Source organism: Saccharothrix luteola (assembly GCF_020859565.1).
GTDB classification, from domain to species: Bacteria; Actinomycetota; Actinomycetes; order Mycobacteriales; family Pseudonocardiaceae; genus Actinosynnema; species Actinosynnema luteola.
Genome location: NZ_JAJHUO010000014.1, coordinates 53,766 through 80,545 on the forward strand (window position 1 = coordinate 53,766; position 26,780 = coordinate 80,545).

The window sequence follows — 26,780 nt, forward strand, 5'->3', positions numbered from 1 at the left end:
CCCGTCATGACCACGTCCAAGAACGACCGCATCTCCGCCTTGCCGGAGCACCTCCGCGAGAAGCTCCGCGCGCGGCTCGCCGGCCGGGCCGCGCCCGTGGTCGACGTGATCCCGCCCGCGCCCCGGGACCGGCCGCTGCCGCTGTCGGCGGGCCAGCAGCGCCTGTGGTTCCTGGACCGGTTCCAGCCCGGCGGCACCGAGTACACCAGCGCGATCGCGCTGCGGCTCACGGGCTCGCTGGACCTGCCGCGGCTCACCGACGCGGTGCGCGGGCTGGTGCGCCGGCACGAGTCGCTGCGCACCACGTTCGACCAGGTCGACGGCCGCCCGGTGCAGGTCGTGCACGACGACCTCGAGCTCGACCTGGTCGCCGTGGCCGACCTGCGCGAGGTGCTGGACGAGCCGTTCGACCTGCGGCACGGCCCGCTGTTCCGGGCCGCCCTGCTGACCGAGTCGGCCGACGCGCACGTGCTGCTGCTGGCCTCGCACCACATCGTCGTCGACGGCTGGTCGCTCGGCGTGCTGGCCGACGAGCTCGGCGCGCTCTACCGGGGCGAAGCCCTGCCCGAGCCGCGCTTGCAGTACGCCGACTACGCCGTCTGGCAGCGCGAACGGCCGGTGGACACCGGGTTCTGGGTCGACCGGCTGGCCGGTGTCGTACCGCTGGACCTGCCGACCGACCGGCCGCGACCGGCGGAGCGCACGTCGGCGGGCGCGACGCACGGGTTCACCGTGCCCGCGAGGCTGGCGGGCGACCTGGCCGAGCTGGCCCGGGTCAACGAGACCACCCTGTTCACCACGCTGATGGCCGCCGGCCAGCTGCTGCTGGCCCGCTACACCGGTCAGGACGACATCGCGGTCGGCACGGTCACCAGCGGGCGCGACCGGCCGGAGCTGGCCGGGCTGGTCGGCTTCCTGGTCGGCACCGTGGTGCTGCGGTCCACTGTGGACACCTCGCGGTCGTTCGCGGAGTTCCTGGCCGAGGCGAACCGGACCGCGCTGGACGCGTTCGCGCACGACGACGTGCCGTTCGACCGGGTGGTCGAAGCCGTCGGCGCGACCCGCGACCCGAGCCGCACGCCGCTGTTCGACGTGATGGTGGTGCTCCAGAACGTGGGCCGCACCCTGCCGGAACTGCCCGGCCTGCGCGTCGAGGAGCACCCGCTCAGCCGCGAGTGGTCGAACTTCGACCTGACCTTCGAGTTCACCGCGACCCCGGACGGCCTGCACGGGTCGGTGGAGTACAGCACCGACCTGTTCGACGCCGACACGGTCGACCGGATGGCCCGGCACCTGCTCGCGCTGCTGTCCGCGATCACCGCCGACCCGCACCGGCCGATGGCCGAGCTGCCGATGCTGCTCGGCGACGAGCCGGACGGCCGCGGGCCCGCGCTGGACGTGCCGGCGGCGACGTTCCCGGCGCTGTTCGAGGCGCAGGCCCGCCGCACGCCCGACGCCACCGCGCTGGTGTGCGACGGCGACGCGCTCACGTTCGCCGAGGTGGACGCCCGCGCCAACCGGCTCGCGCGCCACCTGCTCGCCGAGGGCGTCGAGCCGGAGCGGATCGTCGCCCTGTCGCTGCCGCGCGGCGTCGAGTGGGTCGTCGCGGTGCTCGGCATCCTCAAGGCAGGCGCGGTGTACCTGCCGGTCGACCCCGGGCTGCCCGACGCGCGGCGGGAGCACCTGCTGGCCGATTCCGGCGCGGTGCGGGTGATCGACGCCCCGGTCGACACCTCGGGCCTGCCCGACACCCCGCCGGACGTGGCCGTGCGGCCCGACCAGGCCGCGTACGTGATCTACACGTCCGGCTCGACCGGCCTGCCCAAGGGCGTGGTGGTCGAGCACCGGCACCTGGCGAACCTGCTGCGCAACCACCACGAGACGTTCGGCGGCGACCGGATGCGGGTCGCGCTCAGCGCCGTGTTCTCGTTCGACACCTCGTGGGAGGGCATGCTGCTCATGGCCGACGGCCACGAGCTGCACGTGCTCACCGACGACGTGCGGCTCGACGCCGCCACGCTGCTCTCCTACGCCCGCGAGCACCGGATCGACCTGCTCGACCTGCCGCCGTCCTACGTGCGGCAACTGCTCGCCGACGGGTCGCTGACCGCCGAGGACGGGCCGAAGGCGCTGGTGCTCGGCGGTGAGGCCCTGGGCACGGCGCTGTGGCGCGACCTGGTGGCTTCCGGCCTGCGGGCGTACAACTACTACGGCCCCACCGAGACCACCGTGGACGCGGTGTCGTGCCGCATCACGGGCGACCGGCCGGTCATCGGCACGCCGTTGGGCAACGTCACCGCGCACGTGCTGGACGACGACCTGCGGCCGGTGCCGGTGGGCGTGCCGGGTGAGCTGTTCATCGCGGGCGCGCAGGTGGCCCGCGGTTACCTGGACCGGCCCGGCCTGACCGCGCAGCGGTTCCTGGCCGACCCGTTCGGCGGACCGGGCGAGCGCATGTACCGCACGGGCGACCGGGTGAGGTGGTTGGCCGTCGGCGGAGCCGACAATGAGGCACAGCCGGCACTCCTTGAATACCTGGGTCGGACCGACGACCAGGTCAAGATCCGCGGGTTCCGGGTCGAGCCCGGCGAGGTGGAAGCCGCCCTGGCCACCCACCCGGACGTCACCGAGGCCGCCGTCGTGGCCCGGGACGACACCGGGCACACCCGGCTGGTCGCCTACGTCGTCACGACGGGGCCTGCCGACCTGCGGGCGCACCTGCGCGAGTCGTTGCCGGACTACGCGGTGCCGTCGGCGTTCGTGGAGCTGGACCGGCTGCCGCTCACGCCCAACGGCAAGCTGGACAAGGCCGCGCTGCCCGCGCCGCGGGCGGTGGCGGGCGGCGAGTTCGTCGCGCCCCGCACGCCGGTCGAGGCCGAGCTGACCCGGCTCTGGGCCGAGGTGCTCGGCGCGGAGCGGATCGGCGTCGAGGACAACTTCTTCGCGGTGGGCGGCGACTCGATCCTGTCCATCCAGCTGGTGTCCCGGGCGCGGCAGGCCGGGCTTCACCTGACCTCGCGGGACGTGTTCCGGCACCAGACCGTGGCCGAGTTGGCGCTGGTCGTGTCGAAGTCCGCCGAGACCGCGGCGGAACCCGTGTTCACCGGACCGGCGCCGCTCACCCCGATCCAGCGGTGGTTCTTCACCGAGTACGGACCGCTGCCGCACTTCACCATGTCGCTGCTGGTCGAGCTGGAGCCCGGGGCGGACGCGGACTCTTTGCGCGCCGCCGTGCGGACCGTCGTCGGGCACCACGACGCGCTGCGGCTGCGGTTCCGCGAGGTCGACGGGCGGTGGGTGCAGGAGGTCGCGGACACCGAGGTCGACGTGTTCCGGGTCGAGGTCGACGCGGACGTGGAGGCCGCCGCGCGGGAGGCGCAACGCGGCCTGGACCTCCTCGCCGGACCGCTGTTGCGGGCGGTGTTCTTCCCGGGCGCACGGCCGAAGCTGCTGCTGACCGTGCACCACCTGGCGATGGACGGCGTGTCGTGGCGGATCCTGCTCGGCGACCTGGAGCAGGCCTACCGGGGCGTGCCGCTGGAACCGGTCGGGACGTCGTTCACGCAGTGGGCGCACCGGCTGGACGGGCACGTGCGGTCCGGGGCGCTGGACGACGCGCGGGAGCACTGGGACTCGCTGCCCGAGCCCGAGGCGCTGCCGGTCGACCGGGAGGGCGCGAACACGGCCGGTTCGACGCGCGTGGTGTCCGTGCGGCTGGACCGGACGACCACGGACGCGGTGCTGACCGCCGTGCCGCCGGTGTACCGGACGCAGGTCAACGACGTGCTGCTCAGCGCGCTCGGGCGGGCGTTGGCCGAGTGGACCGGGCGGGACGCGGTCAGCGTGATGCTGGAGGGCCACGGTCGCGAGGAGCTGCTGCCGGGCGTGGACCTCACCCGCACGGTCGGCTGGTTCACCACGCAGTTCCCGGTGGTGCTGGAGCCGGGCGACGACTGGGGCCGCACGCTCAAGTCGGTCAAGGAGTCGCTGCGCGCGGCGCCGCACCGAGGGCTGAGCTTCGAGGCGTTGGGCGGCGGGAAGCTGCCTCAGGTCTCGTTCAACTACCACGGCCGGTTCGACGTCGCCGACGGCGGTTTCTACCGGGCCCGGCGCGACGCGGTCGGTGAAGACCTGGCGGGCGACCAGCCGCGCTCCCACCTGCTCGAGGTGACCGGCCTGGTCGAGCGCGGCGAGCTGGAGCTGAGCTGGCAGTACTCCGAGCACGTGCACGACGAGGAGACCGTGCGGCGGCTGGCCGAGCGGACCGTGGAGGCGTTGCGGGAGATCGTGGCGCACTGCGCGCGGCCCGGCGCCGGCGGACGCACGCCGTCGGACTTCCCGCTGGCCCGGCTCACGCAGGAGCAGGTCGACGCGCTCGCCGGGCCGGACGTGGAGGACATCCTCCCGCTCACGCCGTTGCAGGCGGGCATGGTGTTCCACAGCCTGGTCGAGCCCGGCGCGTACGTCGACCGGATGCGCCTGGTGCTCGACGGCGTGCGCGACCCGGAGGCGTTGCGCCAGGCGTGGCAACGGGTCGTGGACCGCACGCCCGTGCTGCGGTCGAGCGTGGTGTGGGACGGGGTCGCCGAGCCGGTGCAGGTCGTGCACCGGCACGTGGAGCTGCCGGGCGGGCCGGTGGACGCGCCGTTCGACCTGGGCGTCGCGCCGTTGCTGCGGGTCGAGGTCACGCCGTTGGGCGAGGACCGGGTCGAGCTGGTCTGGTCGTCGCACCACGTGATCCTGGACGGCTGGAGCACCGGGCAGGTGTTCGGCGAGGTGCTGGAGCAGTACCGGGCGATCGTCACCGGCACGCCCGCCCGGCTGCCCGCGCGGCGGCCGTTCCGGGACTACCTGCGCTGGCTGGCCGAGCAGGACCGCGGCGCGGCCGAGGCGCACTGGCGGTCCGTGCTGTCCGATGTGGACGGTCCGACGCCGCTGCCGTTCGACCGCGCGCCCACGCGGGCGCACCGCTCGGAGGCGTCCGCGGCGGTGAGGTTCTCGCTGGACCTGGACGACGCAGTGCAGCGCGCGGGCCTGACCGTGAACACGGTGGTGCAGGGCGCGTGGGCGTTGCTGCTGGCCCGCGCCTCCGGCGAGGCCGACGTGGTGTTCGGCAGCACGGTGTCCGGCCGCCCGGCCGAGCTGGCCGGTGTCGAGTCCATGGTCGGCATGCTGATCAACACCGTGCCGACCAGGGCGGTCGTGGACGGCGCCGCCGAGGTGGGCGCGTGGCTGCGCGAGCTGCAGGCGGCGCAGAGCGAGTCGCGGCGGTTCGAGCACACTTCGCTGGCCGAGATCCAGTCGTGGGCCGGGACGAGGCTGTTCGACTCCGTGGTGGTGTTCGAGAACTACCCCTTCGAACGCGACGGCGACGGGCCGCGCGTGGTCGAGATCGACGCGGTCGACAACACCACGCTGCCGCTGACGCTGAGCGCGTCGGTGACCGACCGGCTCAACCTCGACCTGGCCTACGACCCCGAGCTGTTCGACGCCGCCACCGCCGAACGGCTGGCGGGGTGGCTGCGCGAGCTGATCCGGGCGATCGCGGCCGACCCGACCACGCCGATCGCCGACCTGCCGTGGCTGACCGACGCCGAACGGCACCAAGTGCTGGTCGAGTGGAACCGGACCGCGCAGGACACGCCCCAAGGCCTGTACCCGGAGGTGTTCGCCGAGCAGGCCCGCCGGACGCCGGATGCGACCGCGCTGGTGTTCCACGACCGCACGGGGTCGCGCACGGCGTTGACGTTCGCCGAGCTGGACGCCCGCGTCAACCGGTTGGCGCACCACCTGCTCGCGCACGGCGCGGGACCCGAGCGCACGGTCGCGGTCGTGCTGCCGCGCTCGGCCGACCTGGTGGTGGCCGTGCTCGCCGTGCTCAAGGCGGGCGCGGTGTACCTGCCGGTCGACCCGGAGCTGCCCGCCGAGCGGATCGACTTCCTGCTGCGCGACGCGGAACCCGCGCTGGTGCTCGACGCCGTGCCCGACCTGACCGGGCTGCCGGACGCGCCGCCGGCCGTGGCGGTGCGCCCCGAGCAGGCCGCCTACCTGATCTACACCTCCGGGTCGACCGGCACGCCCAAGGGCGTCGTGGTCGAGCACCGGCAGCTGGCGAACCTGTACTACGCCAACAGAGCGGCCCTGATGGCGGAACCCACCCGGTTCGCGGTCACCGCGACGTTCTCGTTCGACACGTCGTGGGAGGGCCTGCTGTTCCTGGCCGCGGGCAACGAGCTGCACGTCATCGACGAGGAGCTGCGGCTCGATCCACCCGCGCTGGTCCGGTACATCACCGAGCACGGCATCGGCACGGTCGACCTCACCCCGTCCTACGCGCGGCAGCTGGTGCAGGCCGGGCTGCTGGAGTCCGGGTTGCGGGTGATCATGCTCGGCGGCGAGGCGGTCGACGCGGCGCTGTGGCGGGAGATCGCCGAGTCGCCGGTGGCCGGCTTCAACCAGTACGGCCCCACCGAGGTGACGGTCGACTCCGTGGCCACGCCGGTGGTCGGCGACCGGCCCGTCATCGGACGGCCGCTGGCCAACCTGTCCGCGTACGTGCTGGACGCCGACCTGCGGCCGGTGCCGCCGGGCGTGCCCGGCGAGCTGTTCCTCGGCGGCCCGCAGGTGGCCCGCGGGTACCTGGCCCGGCCCGGGCTGACCGCCCAGCGGTTCCTGGCCGACCCGTTCGGCGGACCGGGCGAGCGCATGTACCGCACCGGTGACCGGGTGCGCTGGCTCGACCGGGGCACGTTGGAGTACCTGGGTCGGGCCGACGACCAGGTCAAGCTCCGCGGCTTCCGGATCGAGCCCGGCGAGGTCGAAGCGGCGCTGCTGGACGTGCCCGGCGTGCGGGAGTCCGCCGTGGTGGTCCGGCACAACCGCCTCATCGGGTACGTGACCGGCACTCCGGAGACCGACCCGCGCGACGCGCTGGCCCGCAGGCTGCCCGACTACCTGGTGCCCTCGGCGGTCGTCGTGCTGGCCGACCTGCCGCTGTCGCCCAGCGGCAAGCTGGACCGCAAAGCCCTGCCCGAGCCCGACCTGGCCGGCGAGTTCGTCGAGCCGGGCACCGACGCCGAACGCGTGGTGGCCGACGTGATGGCCGACGTGCTCGGGCTGGACCGGGTCGGCGCGCACGACGACTTCTTCCGCCTCGGCGGCGACTCGATCCTCAGCATCCGCGTGACCTCGCGGTTGCGCGCGGCGTTCGGCGTGCAGCTGTCGCCGCGCGCGGTGTTCGACCACCCCACGGTGTCCGGCCTCGCCTCCGCCATCAGCTCCGGGGCGGGTTCCGGTCAGGATGCGGTGGACGCCATCCCGGTGATCCCGCGCGATGGCGTCCACCCTCCGCTCGTCCACCCGCAGTCGCCCGCGCAGCGGCGGCTGTGGTTCCTGGACCAGTTCGACGCGGGCAGCACGGAGTACGTCACGCCGACCGCGCTGCGCCTGCGCGGACCGCTCGACCTCGACGCGCTGCGGCGTGCCCTCGACGGCCTGGTGGCCCGGCACGAGTCGCTGCGCACCACGTTCGACGACGGCGTGCAGCTCGTGCACGAGCCGTTCCAAGTGCCGCTCGCGGTCGAGGACTCCGACTGGGAGGCGGTGCTGCTCGACGAGGTCGGCACGCCGTTCGACCTGCGCGAGGGGCCGCTGTTCCGGACCCGGCTCGTGCGGGTGGCGCCCGAGGACCACGTGCTCGTGCTGACGCTGCACCACATCGTCACCGACGGCTGGTCGACTGGCGTGCTGGCCCGTGACCTCGGCGCGCTGTACGCGGGCGAGGAGCTGTCGCCGCGAACCGTGCAGTACGTGGACTACACGGCGTGGCTGCCGGAGCCCTCGGTCGACTACTGGGCCGCTCACCTGGCCGGCGTGCCGCCGCTGGAGCTGGCGACGGACCGGCCGCGCGCGGCGGTGCGCGGCACGGCGGGCGCGATGCACGAGTTCACCGTGCCCACGCCCGTCGCGAAGGCCGTGAAGGCGTTGGCGGCCGAGCACGGCGACACCCTGTTCACCGCGCTGCTCGCGGCCACGAAGGTGCTGCTGGCCCGCTACACCGGGCAGGACGACATCGCGGTCGGCACGGCGGTGTCCGGCCGCGGGCGGGCCGAGCTGGACGACGTGGTCGGCCTGTTCGTGAACACCGTGGTGCTGCGGTCCTCAGTGGACCTGCGGCGGTCGTTCACGGAGTTCCTGGCCGACGTGCGGACCACCGTGCGGGACGGTTTCGCGCACCAGGACGTGCCGTTCGAGCGGGTGGTGGACGCCGTCCGGCCGGACCGCGACCCGAGCCGCAACCCGGTGTTCGACGCCATGGTGCTGATGCAGAACTTCGGCGCCGACGTGCCAGACCTGCCCGGCCTGCGGGTGGAGGACGTGCAGTTGCCGCTGCTGACCTCGACGTGCGACGTGACGTTCGAGTTCGGCGAGGTCGACGGCGAGCTGCGCGGCGCGGTCGAGTACAGCACCGACCTGTTCGACGCCGACACGATCGACCGGATGGCCCGGCACCTGGTCACGCTGCTGGAGGGCGTGACCGCCGCGCCCGAGCGACCGCTGGTCGAGGCGCCGCTGCTGCTCGGCGACGAGCCGGACGGCCGCGGCGTGCGGCTGGAGGTCCCCGAGGTCACGTTCGCCGAGGCGTTCGAGGAGCAGGCTCGGCGGACGCCCGACGCGGGCGCGGTGGTGTGCGGCGGCACGCGGCTCACCTTCGCCGAGGCCGACGCGCGGGCCAACCGGCTCGCGCACCACCTGCTGGCGCACGGCGCGGGCCCGGAGCGGGTCGTCGCGGTGTCGCTGCCGCGCTCGGCCGACTCCGTGGTGGCGATCCTGGCCGTGCACAAGGCGGGCGCGGTGTACCTGCCGGTGGACCGGGACCTGCCGCGCGACCGGGTCGACTTCCTGCTGCGCGACGCGCGCCCGGCGCTGGTGCTGGACGACATGCCCGACCTCGCCGCCTACCCCGACACACGCCCGGGCGTGGTCGTGCGGCCGGACCAGGCCGCCTACGTGATCTACACGTCCGGCTCGACCGGCGTGCCCAAGGGCGTCGTGGTCGAGCACCGGCAGCTGACCAACCTGATGCACAACCACCACCGGGTGCTCGACGTCGAACGCACGCGGGTCGCGCTGACCGCCGTGTTCTCCTTCGACACGTCGTGGGAAGGCCCGCTGCTGATGGCCGCGGGCCACGAGCTGCACGTCATCACCGACGACGTCCGGCTCGAACCGGCGGCCCTGGTCGAGTACGTGCGCGAGCACCGGATCGGCTTGCTCGACCTGACGCCGTCCTACGTGCAGCAACTCCTCCCCGCGGGCCTGCTGGACGGCGACCACGTGCCGGGCGACGTGATGCTCGGCGGCGAGGCGCTGCCCCCCGAGCTGTGGCGGGCGCTGGCCGACTCCCGCGTCACCGCGCACAACTACTACGGCCCCACCGAGGTCGCGGTGGACTCGGTGTCCACCGTGGTCACCGGTGACCGCGCGCTGATCGGCCGGCCGCTGACCAACCTGGTCGCGCACGTGCTCGACGAGGACCTGCGGCCGGCGCCGGTGGGCGTGCCCGGTGAGCTGTTCCTCGGTGGCGCGCAGGTGGCCCGCGGCTACCACGACCGGCCGGGGCTGACCGCGCAGCGGTTCCTGCCCGACCCGTTCGGCGAGCCCGGCGCGCGCATGTACCGCACGGGCGACCGCGTCCGCTGGGTCGGCGACCAGCTGGAGTACCTGGGCCGCACCGACGACCAGGTGAAGATCCGCGGCTTCCGCGTCGAGCCGGGCGAGATCGAGGCGGCGCTGCTGCGGCACCCGGACGTGACGCAGGCCGCCGTGGTGGCCCGCGAGCACAACGGCCACCAGCGGCTCGTCGCCTACACCGTCGGCACGGCCACCGACCTGGCCGGCTGGCTCAAGCAGCGGCTGCCCGACTACCTGGTGCCGTCGGCGTTCGTGGCGCTGGAGGCGTTACCGGTCACGCCGGCGGGCAAGGTGGACCGGCGGGCGCTGCCCGCGCCGACGTTCACCGAGGCCGGGTACGTGGCGCCCGAACCGGGTGTCGCCACCACGCTCGCCGGGATCTGGGCCGAGGTGCTCGGCGTCGACCGGGTCGGCGCGCGGGACAACTTCTTCGCCCTGGGCGGCGACTCGATCCTGAGCATGCAGGTCGTGTCCCGGGCCCGGCAGGCCGGGCTGAAGCTGACGTCCAAGGACGTCTTCCTCCGGCAGACCGTCGGCGACCTCGCGCTCGCCGTCACCGACGACACCCCGACGGCGCACGAGACCGTCACCGGGCCGGCGCCGCTCACCCCGATCCAGCGCTGGTTCTTCGCCGAGCAGGGACCGTTGGCGCACTTCACCATGTCGGTCGTGGTGGAGCTCGGCGACGTCGAGCCCGCCGCGGTGCGTGACGCCGTGCGGGCCGTCGTCGCCCACCACGACGCGTTGCGACTGCGGTTCACGCAGGTCGACGGCGTGTGGCAGCAGGAAGTGGCGGAGTCCGAGACCGCCGAGGTGTTCCGCGTCGCCTCGGGCGACCTCGCCACCGAAGCGCACTCGGCCCGCACCAGCCTGGACCTGCGGCACGGGCCGCTGCTGCGCGCGGTGCTGTTCGACGACGGCCGGCTGTTCGTCACCGCGCACCACCTGGTCATCGACGCGGTGTCGTGGCGGATCGTGCTGGCCGACCTGGACACCGCGCTGCACGGCGGTGACCTGGGGCCGAAGAGCACGGCGTTCACCGACTGGGCGCACCGGCTCGACCGGCACGTGCGCGAGGGCCGGTTCGACGCCGCCCTGCCGCACTGGGCCGACGTGCCGGTGGAGGAGCCCGTGCCGACGTCGGCGGGCAGCGCGCGCAGCGTGTCCGTGCGGCTGGGCAAGGCCGAGACGGACGCCCTGCTGCACCTGGTGCCCGACGCCTACCGCACGCAGGTCAACGACGTGCTGCTCACCGCGCTGACCTCGGCGTTCGCCGGGCGGGCGCTGGTGGCGCTGGAAGGCCACGGCCGGGAGGAGCTGTTCGACGGCCTCGACCTGTCCCGCACGGTCGGCTGGTTCACCGCCGAGTTCCCGGTGGCGCTGGCACTGCCGGACGGTGACTGGGGCGCGGCCCTGAAGTCGGTGAAGGAGCAGCTGCGCGCCGTGCCCGACAAGGGGTTGAGCTACGAGGCCCTGAAGTACTCCGACCGCGGTGTGACCGGCCCGCTGCCGCGCGTGTGCTTCAACTACCTGGGCCAGTACGACGACGAGCTCGACGACCTCGACCACGGCCGCGAGACGCCGGACGACGCCGTCCGCCCGCACCTGCTCGACATCAGCGCCGCCGTGTCGTCCGGGGAGCTGGTGCTGGACTGGGAGTACTCCACCGAGGCGCACGACGAGGCCGCGGTCCGGGCGCTGGCCGACCGGATGCTCGACGCGCTGCGCGGGATCGTCGCGCACTGCGCCGGACCGGACGCGTGGGGCCGCACGCCCTCGGACTTCCCGTTGGCGACGCTCACCGCCGAGCAGGTGGACCTGATCGTCGACCGGGACGTGGAAGACGTCTACCCGCTCACCCCGTTGCAGTCGGGCATGTTGTTCCACAGCCTCGTGGACGACGGCACCGCCTACGTGAACCAGCTGCGCGTGCGACTGTCCGGTGTGGACGATCCCGAGCGGTTCGCCGAGGCGTGGCAACGCGTGGTCGACCGCACGCCCATCCTGCGCACCGACGTGGTGTGGGAAGGGCTCGACGAGCCGGTGCAGGTGGTGCGGCGCGACGTGACCGTGCCGGTGACCTACGCCGACGTCACCGACGAGGTGGTCGCGGCCGACGCGGCGGCGGGCATCGACCTGACCACCGCGCCGTTGATGCGACTGGTGATCGGGCGGGTGTCGGACACCGAGGTCGACCTGTTGTGGACCTCGCACCACCTGCTGCTCGACGGCTGGAGCACCGCGCAGGTGTTCGGCGAGGTGCTGGGCGAGTACGCGGGCGGCACGGCTCCCGCGCGGCGGCCGTTCCGCGACTACCTGGCCTGGCTCGCCGAGGTCGACCAGTCGGCCGTCGAGTCGTACTGGCGCGGCGTGCTGGCCGGGTTCGAGACGCCCACCCCCCTGCCGTTCGACCGGCCGCCCGCCGAGGCGCACCGCGCCGAGTCCTCCGCGCAAGTCCTGCTGGACCTGCCCGCCGACCGGCTGGACGCGGTCGCCCGCACGCACGGCCTCACGGTGAACACGCTGGTCCAAGGCGCGTGGGCACTGCTGCTGGCCCGCACCTCAGGCCGGCGGGACGTGGTGTTCGGCAGCACGGTGTCCGGCCGCCCGGCGGAGCTGCCCGGCGTCGAGTCGATCGTCGGCATGTTCATCAACACCGTGCCCACCAGGGTGACGGTGGAGTCCGACGCCGAAGTCGTCGCCTGGCTGCGCCGGCTGCAGGACTCCCAGACCGAGGCGCGGCAGTTCGAGCACGTGTCGCTGGCGCAGGTGCAGGGCTGGGCCGGCGGGCGGCTGTTCGACAGCCTGCTGGCGTTCGAGAACTACCCGGTGGAGAAGGACACGCCGGACGGCGCGCCGGGCATCGGCGAGGTGGACAGCCTGGACACCACGTCGTTCCCGCTCACGGTCCGCGCGCACGTGGACGACGCGCTGCACGTGGAGCTGACCTACGACCCGCGGCTGTTCGACGACGGCACGATCACCGCGCTCGGCGACCGGCTGGCCCGGCTGCTCGACGCGATCGGCGCCGACCCGCGCAGGCGGGTGTTCGAGCTGCCGTGGCTGTCCGACGACGAGCGCGACCAGGTGCTGGTGTCGTGGAACGGCACGTCGTCCGGCGCGGTGGTCGAGGACACGATCCCGTCGTTGTTCGCCGCGCAGGCGGCGCGCACGCCGGACGCGCCGGCGGTGACGTGCGGGGGCGTGAGCCTGACCTACCGGGAGCTGGACGAGCGGTCCAACCGGTTGGCGCACCACCTGATCGCGGCGGGCGCGGGGCCGGAGTCGTTGGTGGCGTTGAGGTTCCCGCGCTCCCTCGACCTCGTGGTGGCGGTGCTGGGCGTGCTGAAGTCGGGCGCGGCCTACCTGCCGCTGGACGTGTCGTACCCGGCCGACCGGATCGCGTACATGATCGAAGACGCCCGGCCGGCGGTGACGCTGGACGAGCTGCCCGACCTGTCCGGGATGCCGTCCCAGACGCCGGAAGTGCCGCTGCGGCCGGAGAACACCGCGTACGTGATCTACACGTCCGGTTCGACGGGCCGCCCGAAGGGCGTCGTCGTGCCGCACTCGAACGTGGTGCGGCTGTTCTCCGAGACCGACCACTGGTTCGGCTTCGGGCCGGACGACGTGTGGACGTTGTTCCACAGCTACGCCTTCGACTTCTCGGTGTGGGAGCTGTGGGGCCCGCTGCTGCACGGCGGCCGACTCGTCGTCGTGCCCTACGAGGTGTCGCGGTCGCCGCGCGACTTCGCCCGGCTCGTGGCCGACGAAGGCGTCACGGTGCTCAACCAGACACCATCGGCGTTCTACCAGCTGCTGGAGGAGGCTCCCGACCTCGACGTCCGGTACGTGATCTTCGGCGGTGAGGCGCTGGACCTGCGCAAGGTGTCCGCGTGGCGCGGCTCCGGCGCGCTGATCAACATGTACGGGATCACCGAGACCACCGTCCACGTCACCTGGACGCACGCCGACGGCTCGATCGGCGTGCCCATCCCCGACCTGCGGGTCTACGTGCTCGACGACGAGTTGCAGCCCGTCGCGCCCGGGGTGGTCGGCGAGATGTTCGTCGCCGGTCCGGGTGTGGCGCGCGGCTACCTCGACCGGCCGGGCCTGACCGCGCAGCGGTTCCCGGCCGACCCGTTCGGCCCGCCGGGAACCCGGATGTACCGCACCGGCGACCTGGCTCGGTGGGTCGACGGTCGGCTGGAGTACTTCGGGCGCGCGGACCAGCAGGTGAAGATCCGCGGGTTCCGCATCGAGCTCGGCGAGATCGAGGCGGTGTTGGCGGCGCACGAGGCCGTGGCGCAGGTCGCGGTGATCGTGCGGGAGGACCGGCTGGTCGCCTACTACGTGCCCGCCGGCACGGCGGTGGCCGCCGGGTTGCGCGAGCACGTCGAGCGGTCGTTGCCGGACTACATGGTGCCGACCGCCTACGTCGCGCTGGAGCGGTTGCCGCTCAACGCCAACGGCAAGCTGGACCGGGCGGCGCTGCCCGCGCCGGAGCGGGAGGCGTCCGCGGCGGGCGGGTTCGTCGCGCCGCGCACCGAGGCCGAGCGCGTGGTCGCGGACGTGTGGGCCGAGGTGCTCGGCCTGGCCGAGGTGGGCGCGGAGGACAACTTCTTCACCCTCGGCGGCGACTCGATCTCCAGCATCCGGGTGGTGTCGCGGCTGCGGTCGTCCTTCGACGTCTCGCCGCGCGACCTGTTCGACCACCCGACGGTGGCGGCGCTCGCGGCCCGGTTGTCCGGGTCCGCCTCGGTCGGCCGCGAGATCACGCGCGTCGACGGTGACGCGCCGCTGTCGTTCGCGCAGCAGCGGTTGTGGTTCCTGGACCAGTTCCAGCCCGGCGGCACCGAGTACGTGACGCCGCTGGCCGTGCGGCTGCGCGGTGCGCTGGACGTGCCGCGGCTGGAGCGGGCGTTGACAGCGCTGGTCGAGCGGCACGAGTCGCTGCGGACCACGTTCCCGGCGGTGGACGGGCTGCCGGTCGCCGTGGTGCGGCCGGCGGACGTCACGCTGCCGGTGGTGGACGAGATGCCCGCGCTGGAGCCGTTCGACCTGGCCGAGGGGCCGTTGTTCCGGCCGGCGCTGGTCCGGTGCGGACCCGACGACCACGTGCTGGCGCTGACGATGCACCACATCGTCACCGACGGCTGGTCCGGCGGTGTGCTGATGTCCGACCTGGCCGCGCTGTACGGCGGCGAGGAGCTGCCGCCGCTGCCCGTCCGGTACGGCGATGTCGCGGCCTGGCAACGGGAGCAGCCGCTGGACGCGCAGCTGGACTACTGGCGCGACCAGCTGGCCGGCTTGCCCGCCTTGGAACTGCCGACGGACCGGCCAAGGCCGCCCGTGCAGACCACGGCGGGCGCGCAGACCGGGTTCGTGGTGCCGGCGGCGGTCGCGGAACGGCTGCGCGAGCTGGCGCGGGCCGTGGACGGCACGCTGTTCATGGCGCTGGTGGCGGCCTGCGAGGTGCTGCTGCACCGGTGGTCCGGGCAGGACGACTTCGCGGTCGGCACGGTGGCCTCGGGTCGCGACCGGCCGGAGACGCAGGACCTGGTCGGGCTCTTCGTCAACACCGTGACGCTGCGGGCGCGGGTCGAGCCGGCGGCGACGTTCCCGCAGTTCCTGGCCCGCACGCGGGAGACCGTGCTCGACGCGTTCGCGCACCAGGACGTGCCGTTCGAGCGGGTCGTCGACGCGGTGCAGCCCGACCGCGACACCAGCCGCACGCCGCTGTTCCAGGCCGTGGTGGCGTTGCAGAACGCGCCGCAGGCCCCGGGCTTCCCCGGCCTGGACGCGGAGGACGTCGAGCAGCCCACGGTGAGCAGCAGCTTCGACGTCACGGTGGAGTTCACCGAGGCCGACGACGGCGGGCTGCACGGGTCGGTCGAGTACAACACCGACCTGTTCGACGCGGGCACCGTCGAGAGGCTGGTCGAGCACCTCGGCGTGCTGCTGGCCGGCATCGCGGCCGACCCGGACCGCCCGCTGTGGGCGTTGCCGGTGCTGCCGGAGGCCGAGCGGGAGCTGCTGTCGGCGTGGGGATCGACCGGTCCCGCCGTCGACGGTCCCGGCTTCGTGGAGCTGGTCGAGGCGCAGGTCGGGCGCACCCCGGACGCATTGGCGCTGACGGGTGCGGCCGACGTGACCTACGCCGAGCTGAACGCCCGCGCGAACCGGTTGGCGCACCATCTGATCGGGCTCGGCGCGGGCCCGGAGCGGATCGTCGCGCTGCGGCTGCCCCGCTCGGTGGACCTGCTGGTGGCGGAGCTCGCGGTGCTCAAGGCCGGCGCCGCGTTCCTGCCGGTCGACCCGGAGTACCCGGCCGAGCGGATCGCGTTCATGCTCGACGACGCCCGGCCGCTGGTCGTGCTGGACGGTCCGGTCGACGTGGCCGGTCAGCCCGACACCGACCCCGGTGCGGTGGTGCGGCCGGAGCACCCGGCGTACGTGATCTACACGTCCGGGTCGACCGGGCGGCCGAAGGGCGTGGTGGTGTCGCACGCCGGCCTGGCCACGTTCGCGGCGGCCGAGATCGACCACTTCCAGGTGAGGCCGGGCGACCGGGTGCTGGAGTTCTCCTCCCCCAGCTTCGACGCCTCGGTGCTGGAGCTGTGCATGGCCCTGCCCGCCGGCGCGGCGCTGGTCGTGCCGCCGCCCGGACCGCTGCTCGGCGACCAGCTCGCCGAGGTGATCGGCACGTTCGGCGTGACCCACGCGCTGATCCCACCGGTCGCGCTGGCCACCGTGCCCGACGTCGAGCTGCCGACGTTCCGCACCCTGATCGTCGGCGGTGACGCGTGCTCGGCGGACCTGGTGCGCCGGTGGGCCCCCGGCCGGCGGATGATCAACGCCTACGGTCCCACCGAGTCCACCGTGGTCACGTCGTGGAGCAAGCCGCTGGAGCCCGGTGGCGCGCCGCCTATCGGCCGCCCGATCCCCGGCACGCGGGTGCACGTGCTGGACGGCGAGTTGCAGCCCGTGCCGGTCGGGGTGGCCGGTGAGCTGTACGTGTCCGGTGTCGGCTTGGCGCGCGGGTACCTGGACCGGCCGGGGCTGACCGCGTCGCGGTTCGTGGCGAACCCGTACGGCGCCGAGTCCGATTCTCCGGCGGGGTCCCGCATGTACCGCACGGGCGACGTGGTGCGGTGGAACGCGCACGGCGTGCTGGAGTTCGTCGGCCGGGCCGACGAGCAGGTGAAGATCCGCGGGTTCCGGATCGAGCTCGGCGAGATCGAGACGGCCTTGCTGGCGCACCCGGACGTGCGCGAGGCGGTCGTGGTGGCGCGTGCCGACGCGCGGGGCCACAAGCGGCTCGTCGCGTACGTCGTGGGCGAGGTGGCGAAGCTGCGGGAGTTCCTGGGCGAGTCGCTGCCGGACTACCTGGTGCCGTCGGCGTTCGTGCCGGTGGACGCGCTGCCGATCAGCCCCAACGGCAAGGTGGACCGGGCGAAGCTGCCCGAGCCGGACTTCGGCGCGCTCGTCGGCGCCGGGTACGTCGCGCCGTCCGGGCCGGTCGAGGAGGCGCTGGCGGCGGTCTGGGCGGACGTGCTCAACGTGCCCCGGGTCGGCGCGCAGGACAACTTCTTCACCCTCGGCGGCGACTCGATCCTGAGCATGCAGGTGGTGGCGCGGGCGCGGCAGGCCGGGTACCGGTTCGCCACCCGCGACCTGTTCGTGCACCAGACCGTGGCGGCGCTCGCCCCGCACGTCGCGGTGGAGGTGACGTCGTCGGCCGACACCGCGCCGGTGGTGGGCGAGGTGCCGCTGACGCCGATCCAGCACTGGTTCCTGACCTCCGGGCGGCGCAACCCGCACCACTTCAACCAGTCGCACCTGGTGGAGCTGGACCCGGCGGTGGACGTGGCGGCGTTGCGGCGGGCGCTGGGCGTGCTGGTGGCGCACCACGACGCGTTGCGGCTGCGGTTCACGTCGGTCGACGGGGTGTGGCGGCAGCACAACGACGACGTGGGCGACGTCGACGTGCTGACCGTCGTGGACGGTGCCGAGCGGCTGGAGGAGGTCGCCGACGAGGTGCACGCGTCGTTCGACCTGGCGACCGGACCGCTGTTCAAGGCGGTGCTGTTCCGTGCCGGGCGATCCGGGCACGACCAGCCGCTGTTGTTGCTGGTCGCGCACCACCTGGTGGTCGACGGGGTGTCGTGGCGGATCCTGCTGGACGACCTGGAGACCGCCTACCGGGGCGAGGACCTCGGCGCCAAGACCACCTCGTACCGGGAGTGGTCGCGGCGGCTGGAGGCCCACGTGCTCGGCGGCGGGCTGGACGACGAGGTCGAGCACTGGACCCGGTCGTTCCCGACGTTCCCGACGCCGTCCGGGACGCCCGAGGCGGTGACCGTGGAGCTGTCCGAGGAGGACACGGACGCGTTGCTGCGCGGCGCGCCCGCCGCCTACCGGACGCGGATCAACGACGTGCTGCTCGCCGCGCTGGCGTGGGCGCTGTCCCGGTGGACGGGATCCTCGCAGGTCGCGGTGGACCTGGAGGGCCACGGGCGCGAGGACGTGCTGGACGTGGACCTCTCGCGGACCGTCGGCTGGTTCACCGCGGTGTTCCCGGTGGAGTTGGAGGTGCCCGACGGCAGCTGGCGCGACCGGGTGAAGGCCGTGCGGCGGCAGCTGCGGGCCGTGCCCGGCAACGGGTTCGGGTACGGGGCGCTGCGGCAGCACGGCCTGGTGCCCGACGGCGGGCGGCCCGCGGTGTCGTTCAACTACCTCGGCCAGTTCGGGTCGGGCCAGTCCTCCGGGGACGCGGCCGAACCGACCGGCCTGTACCGGGCGGTGCTCCCGTCGGTCGGCGCGGAGCACGACCCGTCCGACACCGCCGACCACGTGCTCGACGTGGTCGGCGAGGCCGGCAAGACGCTGGGCTTCACCTGGTACTACCACGCGTCGGCGCACTCCGGCGCGGAGATCGGGGCGGTGGCCGCCGACTTCGCCGCCGCGTTGCGGGCGATCGCCGCGGACTGCCGGGGTGCGCTGTGACGACGTCGTTGGCGCGCAACCGGAACTACACGCTGCTGTGGGGCGGTCAGGCGCTGGCCGAGGTGGGGTTCAGCGCCTCCATGCTGGCCCTGCCGCTGCTGGTGCTGTACCTGACCGACTCACCGGTGCTGTCCGCCCTCGTGCTCACCGTGGACGCCACCGCGCAGCTGCTGGTGGGGCTGCCGGCGGGCGCGCTGGTCGACCGGTGGGACCGCCGCCGGATCATGCTGTGCTGCGAGGCCGCCCAGGTGGTCACCCTGGGCGGGCTCGTGGCGGCGATCTGGGCCGACGCGGTCACGATCCCGCACGTCATGGCGGTCGCCGCGGTGCTCGGCGTGTGCCGGGCGCTGTTCGAACCCGCCGAGGACGCGTGCCTGCCGCGGCTCGTGCCGGACTCGCAGCTGGCCACGGCCGTGGCGATGAACAGCGCGCGGTCGTCGTTGGGGCAGATGGCGGGCACGGCGCTGGGCGGCGTGCTGCTGGCCGTCACCCGGTGGCTGCCGTTCCTGGTGGACCTGGTCACGCACGTGGTGGCGTTCGTGGCGCTGCTGTTCCTGCGGGTGCCGCCGTCCGCGCCGGTCGAGTCGCACCCGCACCTGCTGCGGTCGATCGGCGAGGGCCTGCGGTGGGTGTGGAGCCGGCGCGAGATCCGGGTGACGGCGCTGTGCGCGGTGGTGCTGAACCTGTTCTTCACCGCGTTCTACGTGGTCGTCATCGTGCTGGTGGAGGGCCGGGGCGCGTCGTTCGGCGAGATCGGCGTGATGGCGGCGATGCTCGGCGTCGGCGGCGTGCTCGGGGCCCTGGCCGCGCCCTGGCTGCACCGCGTGCTCGGGCCGCACCGGTCGATCGCGTCGGTGTTCTGGGTGCTGACCCTGCTGGTGCCGTGCGCGTTGGTGGTCGAGTCGGCTTACCTGATCGGGGTGCTGTTCGCCCTGATGAGCTTCCTGGCGCCGACCGCCAACACCACGATCAGCACCCACCAGTTGCTGCTCACGCCCGACGAGCTGCGCGGACGGCTCAGCGGCGTGATGGGTGTCGTCGTGGGCGGCGCGGGCGCGGCCGGTCCGCTGGTCGGCGGCGTGCTGACCCAGGCGCTGTCGGCCAACGCCGCCGTGCTGGTGTGCGCGGCCGGCATTTTGTTGATCACGGTTTTCGTCACGGTCAGCCCGACTCTGCGCGGGTATGCGAGAGCACAGGAGGAGAACGAGGCATGAGGGACGACATCACCTACCAGGTCCTGGTCAACGACGAGGGCCAGTACTCGTTGTGGCCCGCGCACCACGACGTGCCCGCCGGGTGGCGGTTCGAGGGCACCAAGGGCACCAAGGACGAGTGCTCGGCGCACGTCGACAAGGTGTGGACCGACATGCGCCCGGCGTCGTTGCGCGCGGCGATGGACTGACGGTCGTCGGTGCCCTGGTCCCGCTTCAGAACAGCGGGACCAGGGCGCCGACCACGCCCGCGGCGACCAGGGCGCTCACCACGCCCCGGCGCAGGGCCAGCAGCCACAGCGCGGCGAGGCCGAGCAGCACGAACTGCCACGGCTCGTGCAGCGACCAGGCCAGCGGCACGGTGGAGCCCGCGATCGCGCCGATGGCGGCGGCGCCCGCACCGGTGAGGAACGCCTGGGCCCGGTCGTCATCCCGCAGGCGCTGCAACCGCGGACCACCCGCGATGACCATCACGAACGACGGCGCGAACGCCACGAACGCGGCCAGCAGCCCGCCGCCGAGCCCGGCGGCGGCGTACCCGACCACCGCGACCGTCTGCACGACCGGTCCCGGGGTGATCTGCCCGAGCGCCACCGCGTTGAGGAACTGCGCGTCGGTCATCCACCCGTACGTGTGCACGGCGTCCTGCCGCATCAACGGGATGATCACGAAACCGCCGCCGTACGACAGCGCGCCGACCTTGGCCGCCACCCACGTCACCGCACCCAGCCCTCCCCCGGCGGCGGGCAGGGCCAAAACCACGGGCCAATGCGCGCCGCGGCCGGACTGCGTCCGCACCGCGATCTCCACCAGCCCGGCCGCGACCAGCACGAACACCAACCACGGCCCGGTCACCGCCGCCGCCACCGCACCCACCACCAGGTACGCCGCCCAGCGCACCCGTGCCGCCCACGCCGTGCCGACCCGCCGGTAGCTGCCCGGGATCAACCCCCACGCCGCGTGCAACGCCACCGCCGGCACCGCCGCCCCCGCTCCCGCCGCCGCCCCCGTCACCCACGCGGGGGCGTTGTCGGCCAGGAACAGCACGGCCAGCGCCAGGATCAACAACAACCCCGGCACGATGAAGCAAACCCCACCGACCACCGCGCCCAGCGCGCCGCGCAACCGCCACGCGCACAGGATCGCCAGCTGCGTCGAAGCGGGCCCGGGCAACAGGTTGGTGACCGCGATGCCGTCCTCGAACTCGCGATCGGACAACCACCCCCGACGGGTCACGCACAGGTCCCGCAGCAACGCGATGTGCGCCGGTGGCCCACCGAACCCGACACACCCGATCCGCCCCCACTCCCGGGCGATGGTCCCCAACCCGACCCGCGTCACGAGGCGTCCACGCGCTCGACCGACCGACCACCCACCGCTGCCCGCTCCCGGACGTGAAGGTCGACTCGCACCGCCCAATCTTCACCGAGCCCTTGACCACAGGCAAACGACGCTTGTCGTGCCGGGCCGTGCTCCCCGACACTGACTACGACGCGGGTCGTGGGGAGGCGACATGCTGAAGTTCGCCGCCTGGGCGGTGCTCGCGTGGGTGAGCCTCGCGACAGCGATCTGGACCGCACCCGTCTCGATGACCCACGTCGGCGGCGACGTCCCCGCGCAGGACTCGTTCAACCACCCGTGCACCTTCGACGAAGCCGGGATGAAGAACTGCTCCGACACGTCGTCCTACCTGTGGCGGGTGTCCGGTGAACGCGCCGTCACCACGACGTGGAAACCCGGCCGTGAGGACATCGCGACGATCACCGGCACGCTCGTCCACGAGCACACCGACTGCCCCGACAGCCGCGTCGAGTGGACCGTCGTCGCCGGCGACCGCACCAGCGGGACGCTGACCGCCGACAACCCCACCGCCGACCTGGGCATCGACGTGCGGCAGCCACTGCGCGAACTCACCCTGACCGTCCGCCGACTGGACAGCGCAACCTGCGCCGCCGCCCTGCGGTGGAGCGACCCCCGGCTGGAACCCCCCTTCAAACTCCTCCCCTGACCCGTCGCTCAAGCCGTCGCCGCTAACGTCACCACCGTGAGCGCAGACGACTGGCTGACCGACACCAGGGTTTCCTACGACACGGTGGCCGCCAGCTACCTCGACATCACGCGCGAGGCGTTGGCGAAGACCCCACTGCTGCGCGGCGTCCTGGCGATGTTCGCCGAGGCCGCCCGCGAGGTCGGCGGCCCGGTCGCCGACATCGGCTGCGGACCGGGCCTCATCACGTCCCACCTGCACGGCCTCGGCCTGGACGTGTTCGGCATCGACCTCTCACCCCGCATGGTCGAACTCGCCGGCCACCACCACCCCGACCTGCGCTTCCACGTCGGCTCCATGACCAACCTCGACCTGGCCGACGACTCGGTCGGCGGCGTCCTGGCGTTCTACTCGATCATCCACATCCCGGACCACGAGATCCCCACCGTCCTCACCCACTTCCAGCGCGTGCTCCGACCCGGCGGCGTCGTCATGCTCGGCTTCCACGTAGGCGACCGCACCCGCCTCAAGACCGAGGGCTACGGCGGCCACCCGATGTCGGTCCACGTCCACCGCCGCCCGGTCGAGCGGGTCGCCGACTGGCTGCGCGACGCCGACTTCACCATCGAGGCGCAAGTCCTCATCGGCCCCGACGACGACGTGCCGGGAGGAATGCTCATCGCCCGGACCAAATCTTGATCCAGGAGCTCGGGCCGTGCCGGACCTGATCGCGCCAACCACCCGCCTGCACCAAGCCTGGCAGGCCGCTCACGCCGACTGGGGCCCAGGCGTCCACGAAGACGGCTTCGGACTCCTCCCGTCCGACGAGGTCGACTCGCAGGCGGGGTTCGCCACCTGGGTCGCGCGCATAACCGACCAGCCCGACTCGGTGTGCCGGTGGATCGTCGAGGACGACCACGTGCTCGGCGGCATCGCCCTGCGCCTCGCCCCTGACGACCACGTGCGGACCTTCGGCCACATCGGCTACGGCATCCGCCCCTCCGCACGCCGACGCGGCCTGGCCACCTGGGCCCTGGGCCGCGTGCTGGACGAGGCGCGCGCACTCCCCCTGGACCGAATCCTGCTCGTCTGCGAAGACACCAACACCGCATCGATGAAGACGATCGAGCGCAACGGCGGCATCGTCGACCGCACTCAGCCCACCGACCTCGGTGCGACCCGACGCTACTGGATCACTCTCCGCTGACCCCAAACTCCCGACGCAACCCCGACCACCACACTCCCCCGCTCGACCACACATCACCCCGCTCACCACTCCCTCCCGCACTCGCCCACGCCATGTCCGCCGCCGGGCCGGCCGTTTTATCCGGCTAACGTGAGACATGCGATTTGGGTTGTCACAGGTTGCACTCTTCGCCCAGTCGAGTGATCCGCAACCCCGACCCAACAACACCCCAACGGACCCGGAACCGACCCACCGAGGCCCGATTTGACATGGGTTCGGGTGCCATAGGCTGGTCGAAGCCGGGCAGGCTTGGCGGACGCTCTTCCCGCCATGCCTGCCCGGCTTTGGCCTGCCTGGGGTGCCCGTAAGGGCCCCATGTCAAATCGAGCCGGCCCCAACCCCAAGCAGCCGATCACGAATCGAGCCGGACCCAACCCGGAACAGCCGACCCAACTCACCCCGTCCACCCACCATCACCTCACGTCACCGGCACAATCCTCGCCGCCACCAACTCCCCGTCCTCGATGTCGAGCAACCCGACAGTCCCATGCGGCTGGCGGCGGCGATCGGTGGGCGAGCCCGGGTTGAACACACGCAAAGCACCCACACCCTCCCCGGTGACGTCCATCGGAATGTGGGAGTGACCGAACACCACCAAGTCCGCCTCCGGGAACCGGCGCCGCATCCGCGCGACACGCCCAGTCGCCTGGCCACTGTCGTGGATCATCGCCACCCGCAGCCCGGCGAGGTCGACTTCGACGGTCTCCGGCGCGCCCCACTCCACCACGTCCGGCCCGTCGTTGTTGCCGCACACCGCGATCACCGGCGCGTACTGCGCCAACTCATCCAGCACAGCCGCCACGCAGACGTCACCGGCGTGCAGGATGACGTCCGCGTGGCGCAGGTGTTCCGCCACTTCCGGAGGACACGACTTCCACCGCCGGGGCGCGTGGGTGTCCGACAGGACGACTACCCGCATGGCGCGGAACCTACTACCCACCGGACCTACTACCCACCACCTCCGCCCGGCCGGATCGGCTCAAGTCAGGGCCGGGCCCGCGTCACCGCTCGCGGCCAACTCCTTGAGGAACTCGTGGCACTGCTTGGCGCGCGCCGAATCCTCCTCCATCACGCGGCGAAAGAAGGTGGCGATCTCCTGCTTGCCCGCGTTCTCCGCGTCCCGGACGTACTGGCCGTAGTCGTGCCCCGCCTTGAGCGCGTGGTACTGCACGGAGATCAGGTCGTAGCTGACGTCGTCGAATCCGGTCTCCCCGGTGGCCATGGCCCCTCCTTCGTCGGTCGGTCGTCCTGTGCCATACCCACCGACCACGTTCCCAACCGCACCACCGACCACCCCACCCACCACTCGAACGTGGTTGCGCTGAGTGGCAGGGGTCGGAGGTTGCTTGTAGCGTGCGATCCGGGTTGAGACGACAGCCTTGGTCTGGCGCGAGCCGCACTGCCGGCTGGAGGAACCCATGAGAATCGCGGTCGTCTCGGCGCACGCGAGCCCGCTGCCCGTGCTCGGTGACGCCGAGGAGGGCGGTCAGGACGTCCACGTCGCCGATCTGTCGGCGGCGCTGGTCGCGGATGGCCACGAGGTCACGGTGCACACCCGGCGCGACTCCCCTCGATCGCCCGACGTGGTGCGCACCCGGCTCGGTTACGACGTGGTGCACGTGACGGCGGGGCCACCGAGCCCGGTTCACCCCGACGAGTTGTTGCCTCACCTGGACGAGTTCACCCGGTTCCTGCGCTCGCAGTGGCGGGCCGACCCACCGGACGTCGTGCACGCCCACTACTGGACGTCGGGCGTCGCGTCGGTGCTGGCCGCCAACGGTCTGGACGTGCCGGTGGTGCAGACGTTCCACTCCTTGGGCGTGGTGGCCCAGCAGGCGGGCGACGAGGGCGTGCCGGAGGTGCGGTTGTCCACCGAGCGCCTGATCGGACGCGAGGCGAGCCGGGTCGTGGCCATGTGCACGGACGAGAAGACGCACTTGGTGCACATGGGCGTGCCGCGAACGCGGCTGGCCGTCGTGCCTCCCGGGGTGGACGTGGAGCGGTTCAAGCCGGACGGGCCGCGGCTGAACCGGCCGCTGGCGCACCGGCTGGTCTCGCCGGCGGTCGGGGCCGAGGACGTGATCACCGCCCTGCGGTCGGTGTGGGACACGGAGCTGGTGGTCGTGGGCGGTCGGCCGGAGGAGGTGCGGAGGTTGCGCGAGCACTCGCGCGCGTCGGGCGTCGGCGACCGGGTCCGGCTGGTCGGCCGCGTGCCGCAGGTGGCGATGCCCGCGTTGCTGCGGTCCGCCGACGTGGTGGTCTGCGCCGGGTCGGACTGCGCCGCCGTCACCCCGCTCGAGGCCATGGCGTGCGGCGTGCCGGTGGTGGCCGCGAACGTCGGCGGGGCGATGGACATCGTCGTGGACTGCGTCACGGGCCTCCTCGTGCCACCGGACGACCCGCGGGCGCTGGCCCGCGCGCTGCGCCCCCTGCTCATCGACGACGCCCGCCGCGACGCCTACGGCATCGCCGCCACCGACCGCGTCGAGGCCAGGTACAGCACGACCAGGATCGCCGTCGAGACGGCCCGCGTGTACCGCCAGGCCACCGGTCGACCGGAAACGCTGGAGTCCTCGCTCACCGACGGCTGACCACGCAGCCGACGCCTGCCCACGCGGCCCCTCGCCCAAGCCCGGATCACGGCCGGTAAGCGCGCAGGCGATCGGTCAGGTCGTCCGGCGTGCCGTACGCGCGCAACCGGATCGGCCTCGGGTCGCCGGGATGGTCACCACGCCTGAGCGCCGCCACGTACGCGGCCACCTCCGGCGCCGGCGGCAGCACGTCCCCGCCCCGGTAGGTGATCACCACCGGCGGCTCGGCCGGCCGGGCGCGGACCGCGGCCGCCCAGCCGTACTCCTCGTCCCACAGCAGGGCGAAGTCCCGGTCGGGGAACGACGGCAGGTTCCCGTCCACCTCCAGGCACGCCGTCGCGGGCGGGCCGGGGTTGGCGCGCCAGCACTCGGCCGCCAACCCCAACTCGACCGCGACGGCCCGCACGTACCGCTGGAGGCCGCGGGTCGGCGTGTCCTCGGCCCCAGCCCCGAACTCGGACCAAGACCCGGACTCGGACCAAGACCCGGACCCAGATTCGGGGGCCACGCTCGCCACGCCCCCTGGTCACCCGGTCCCGGAGGCCCGGGTCGGACGAGCCGAACGACCCAACGCGAAGCCGAGCGCGATCATGCCGAGGCCCAACAACAGGTGCAGCCAGTTGTCGGCGCCGTTCACGGGCACGAAGTTGGCCGAGCTGTCGTGGTCGACGATGAGCCCGTACAACCACAGCAGCAGGTAGACGACGCCACCCGCGACGAGGTACAGGAACGCGTTGCGCATCGACCTGGCCATCACCAGGCCGAGGACGCCGAACCCCAGGTGCACGACGTTGTGCAGGATCGACACGGCGAACACGCCGAAGAGCTTGGCCTGCGACTCGTGCCCCGCGAACTGGATCGTGTCGTAGTCGGTGGTGATGCCGGGGATGAACCCGGCGATCCCGACCACGAGGAACACCGCGCCCACCACCGTCGCCGCCAGTTGGACCGGTGTGCGTGTCGTCGCTGTGCCGGGTCTGGACATGTCGACTCCCGTTGCCTCGCGGAAACCCACTTCGGTTGCCGTCCGACTACCCGACGTG

The 26,780-nt window shown here is 73.1% G+C and carries 12 protein-coding genes; 7 read left to right on the plus strand and 5 right to left on the minus strand.

The genetic code is table 11. From position 1 onward, the window contains the following. Positions 1-6: 6 nt before the first annotated feature. Genes LNK82_RS20275 through LNK82_RS20285 form a run of 3 tightly spaced genes read left to right on the plus strand, consistent with a single transcriptional unit; the run spans position 7 to position 20,104 of the window. Positions 7-18,702 carry a non-ribosomal peptide synthase/polyketide synthase gene (locus LNK82_RS20275; RefSeq protein ID WP_230568597.1) on the plus strand — a complete coding sequence of 6,232 codons (18,696 nt, stop codon included), beginning with the start codon at positions 7-9 and terminating at the stop codon, positions 18,700-18,702. After that, positions 18,699-19,916: an MFS transporter gene (locus LNK82_RS20280; RefSeq protein WP_230568598.1), complete on the plus strand. Its 1,218-nt coding sequence runs from the start codon at positions 18,699-18,701 to the stop codon at positions 19,914-19,916. The genes LNK82_RS20275 and LNK82_RS20280 overlap by 4 nt, the downstream gene beginning before the upstream one ends. Beyond that, positions 19,913-20,104 (plus strand): MbtH family protein, encoded by a 192-nt coding sequence (locus LNK82_RS20285; RefSeq protein ID WP_230568599.1) that lies wholly within the window; start codon positions 19,913-19,915, stop codon positions 20,102-20,104. The genes LNK82_RS20280 and LNK82_RS20285 overlap by 4 nt, the downstream gene beginning before the upstream one ends. A gap of 25 nt (positions 20,105-20,129) precedes the next feature. Here LNK82_RS20285 and chrA read toward each other — a convergent pair whose 3' ends face one another. Continuing rightward, positions 20,130-21,254: a chromate efflux transporter gene (gene chrA, locus LNK82_RS20290; protein WP_230568600.1), complete on the minus strand. Its 1,125-nt coding sequence runs from the start codon at positions 21,252-21,254 to the stop codon at positions 20,130-20,132. Between the two features lie 172 nt (positions 21,255-21,426). Here chrA and LNK82_RS20295 point away from each other — a divergent pair, with 172 nt between their 5' ends. Genes LNK82_RS20295 through LNK82_RS20305 form a run of 3 tightly spaced genes read left to right on the plus strand, consistent with a single transcriptional unit; the run spans position 21,427 to position 23,107 of the window. Next, entirely contained in the window at positions 21,427-21,921 is a 495-nt protein-coding gene (locus LNK82_RS20295; RefSeq protein ID WP_230568601.1) for a hypothetical protein, read from the plus strand. 36 nt (positions 21,922-21,957) lie between these two features. Next, positions 21,958-22,599 (plus strand): class I SAM-dependent methyltransferase, encoded by a 642-nt coding sequence (locus LNK82_RS20300; protein WP_230568602.1) that lies wholly within the window; start codon positions 21,958-21,960, stop codon positions 22,597-22,599. A gap of 16 nt (positions 22,600-22,615) precedes the next feature. Then, a complete protein-coding gene (locus LNK82_RS20305) occupies positions 22,616-23,107 on the plus strand; it encodes a GNAT family N-acetyltransferase (RefSeq protein ID WP_230568603.1) in 492 nt (163 codons plus the stop codon). A 457-nt stretch (positions 23,108-23,564) separates the two neighbouring features. On the opposite strand, the gene LNK82_RS20310 is transcribed toward LNK82_RS20305, so the two are convergent. Together LNK82_RS20310 and LNK82_RS20315 are read right to left on the minus strand one after the other, a co-directional pair. After that, complete coding sequence (locus LNK82_RS20310) at positions 23,565-24,065, minus strand: metallophosphoesterase family protein (RefSeq protein WP_230568604.1); 501 nt, start codon at positions 24,063-24,065, stop codon at positions 23,565-23,567. Between the two features lie 60 nt (positions 24,066-24,125). Next, positions 24,126-24,368, minus strand: a complete 243-nt coding sequence (locus LNK82_RS20315) for an acyl carrier protein (RefSeq protein ID WP_230568605.1) — start codon at positions 24,366-24,368, stop codon at positions 24,126-24,128. 196 nt (positions 24,369-24,564) lie between these two features. Here LNK82_RS20315 and LNK82_RS20320 point away from each other — a divergent pair, with 196 nt between their 5' ends. Continuing rightward, positions 24,565-25,737 (plus strand): glycosyltransferase, encoded by a 1,173-nt coding sequence (locus LNK82_RS20320; RefSeq protein ID WP_230568606.1) that lies wholly within the window; start codon positions 24,565-24,567, stop codon positions 25,735-25,737. A 46-nt stretch (positions 25,738-25,783) separates the two neighbouring features. Here the strand turns inward: LNK82_RS20320 and LNK82_RS20325 are convergent, their stop codons facing one another. Then, complete coding sequence (locus LNK82_RS20325; RefSeq protein ID WP_230568607.1) at positions 25,784-26,245, minus strand: DUF6292 family protein; 462 nt, start codon at positions 26,243-26,245, stop codon at positions 25,784-25,786. An 18-nt stretch (positions 26,246-26,263) separates the two neighbouring features. Beyond that, the gene (locus LNK82_RS20330) at positions 26,264-26,722 is read right to left on the minus strand and encodes a DUF4383 domain-containing protein (protein WP_230568608.1); all 459 of its coding nucleotides are present in this window, start codon (positions 26,720-26,722) and stop codon (positions 26,264-26,266) included. Positions 26,723-26,780: the final 58 nt, after the last annotated feature.

Bases quoted from the DNA above. Each gene is read 5' to 3' on its own strand.
- LNK82_RS20275 (WP_230568597.1), top strand. From the start codon at position 7: ATGACCACGTCCAAGAACGACCGCATCTCCGCCTTGCCGGAGCACCTC.
- LNK82_RS20295 (WP_230568601.1), top strand. From the start codon at position 21,427: ATGCTGAAGTTCGCCGCCTGGGCGGTGCTCGCGTGGGTGAGCCTCGCG.
- LNK82_RS20310 (WP_230568604.1), bottom strand. From the start codon at position 24,065: ATGCGGGTAGTCGTCCTGTCGGACACCCACGCGCCCCGGCGGTGGAAG.
- LNK82_RS20285 (WP_230568599.1), top strand. From the start codon at position 19,913: ATGAGGGACGACATCACCTACCAGGTCCTGGTCAACGACGAGGGCCAG.
- LNK82_RS20315 (WP_230568605.1), bottom strand. From the start codon at position 24,368: ATGGCCACCGGGGAGACCGGATTCGACGACGTCAGCTACGACCTGATC.
- LNK82_RS20330 (WP_230568608.1), bottom strand. From the start codon at position 26,722: ATGTCCAGACCCGGCACAGCGACGACACGCACACCGGTCCAACTGGCG.
- LNK82_RS20320 (WP_230568606.1), top strand. From the start codon at position 24,565: ATGAGAATCGCGGTCGTCTCGGCGCACGCGAGCCCGCTGCCCGTGCTC.